The sequence below is a fragment of the Caulobacter sp. P1_B12_2 genome, assembly GCF_056406675.1.
On record NZ_JBFTZS010000692.1, the window covers coordinates 1 to 1,551 of the forward strand.

Below are 1,551 nucleotides of genomic sequence, written 5' to 3' on the forward strand. Positions count from 1 at the left end.
GAGCTGGCCAGCGCCACGGTGCTGAGCCGCGCGCCCGAGCCGGCCATGCCGCCGTCCGACCAGCGCGAACGCCTGCTGCCGCTGCTGAAGAAGCCGCTGGCCGACGAGAACTTCCGCAAGCTGATCGCCTTCCTGGCCAGCTGGCAGTTCGCGGTGAACCTGGCCCAGCCGTTCTTCACGGTGTTCTTCCTCAGCCAGCTGGGCTTTGGCATGACCTTCGTGATGGCGCTCAGCCTGATCAGCCAGTTCGCCAACCTGATGACCCTGCGCCGCTGGGGCGACCTGGCCGACCGGTTCAGCAACAAGTCGGTGCTGAACCTGGCCGCCCCGGCTTTCATCGCCTGCATCGCCGCGATGATCCTGCCCTCGCAGTTCGACAACAAGGTCGCGGCCGGGGCCTATCTGATCGGGCTGCACCTGGTGATGGGGGCCGCCTCGGCCGGAGTGGCCCTGGCCTCGGGCAACATCGTCATGCGCCTGTCGCCGCGCGGTGGGGCCGAGCCCTACATGGCGGCCAACGCCCTGATCACTTCCGCCGCCGCCGGCCTGGCGCCGATCCTGGGCGGGCTGTGCGCCGACGCCTTCGCCGCCCGCGAGTTCCGCCTGCTGCTGGAGTGGTCGGGCCCGCTCTACAAGGGCGACGTCGTGCGTCTGGCCGTGCGGCAGTGGGACTTCTACTTCCTGATCTCCGCCGTGTTCGGCCTCTACGCCCTGCACCGCCTGACCCTGGTCCACGAGAAGGGCGAGGTGGAGCGCCAGGAGATGATGCACGAGCTGTTCGAACGCCTCCGCCACGGCCGCCGCCGCTTCATGCCGGTGGCGGGCCTGAAGTCGCTGAGCGAACTGCCGGCCAACCTGTTCCACCGGCGCGGGGCCAAGTCGGACGGCTAGTCCTTCGGTCAAACATCATGTATATACATGTGTTGACGGAGCGCCCTATGACCACGACCACAAGCAAGACGTTCAGGAGCGGCAACAGCGAGGCCGTCAGACTGCCGCGCGACATGGCGTTCGGCGCGGATGTCGAGCTGACTCTCGTGCGGTCCGGCGACGTGCTGACGATCTATCCGGCCCGAACCTCGGTCGCCGCTCTGGTCGATCGCCTGGCCGCCCTGCCACGTCCAGCCTGCGTCGAAATCCGCGACGAGGAACCGCTGGACGAGCGTCCGGGCCTTTGACTCACATCCTTGACACCAACATCGCCATCCACCTGCGCGACGGCGATCCACTGGTGACCGCCAAGATCAAGGCCCTGGAAGGCGCGGTGCTGCTGTCGATCATCTCGCGGGTCGAGCTTGAGGGCGGGGTCTATCGCGAACCGTCCGAGGCGGGCCTGCGCCGGGCGCGCCTAGACCTGATGCTCGACACCTTACCGGTGCTGGACTTCGACCGGGCGGCCGCGGACGCCTATCGCGCCATCGTCGAGGCGGCCGGCTATTCGCGCCGCAAGATTCTCGACCGCATGATCGCCGCCCAGGCCCTGGTGCATCGCGCGACGCTGGTCACTCGTAACGCGGCCGACTTCCAGGATGTGCCGGGACTGGCCTTGGT

The 1,551-nt window shown here is 68.0% G+C and carries 3 protein-coding genes; all 3 read left to right on the forward strand.

The genetic code is table 11. From position 1 onward, the window contains the following. A partial coding sequence (locus tag AC1DZ6_RS24935; protein WP_477099776.1) for a hypothetical protein occupies nt 1-891 on the forward strand: 891 nt, incomplete at its 5' end. A gap of 47 nt (nt 892-938) precedes the next feature. Beyond that, complete coding sequence (locus AC1DZ6_RS24940; protein ID WP_477099777.1) at nt 939-1,178, forward strand: antitoxin; 240 nt, start codon at nt 939-941, stop codon at nt 1,176-1,178. Continuing rightward, nucleotides 1,175-1,551, forward strand: a 377-nt coding sequence (locus AC1DZ6_RS24945; RefSeq protein ID WP_477099778.1) for a PIN domain-containing protein, incomplete at its 3' end; no start/stop codon positions are given. The genes AC1DZ6_RS24940 and AC1DZ6_RS24945, both read left to right, overlap by 4 nt.

Bases quoted from the DNA above. Each gene is read 5' to 3' on its own strand.
- AC1DZ6_RS24940 (WP_477099777.1), top strand. From the start codon at position 939: ATGACCACGACCACAAGCAAGACGTTCAGGAGCGGCAACAGCGAGGCC.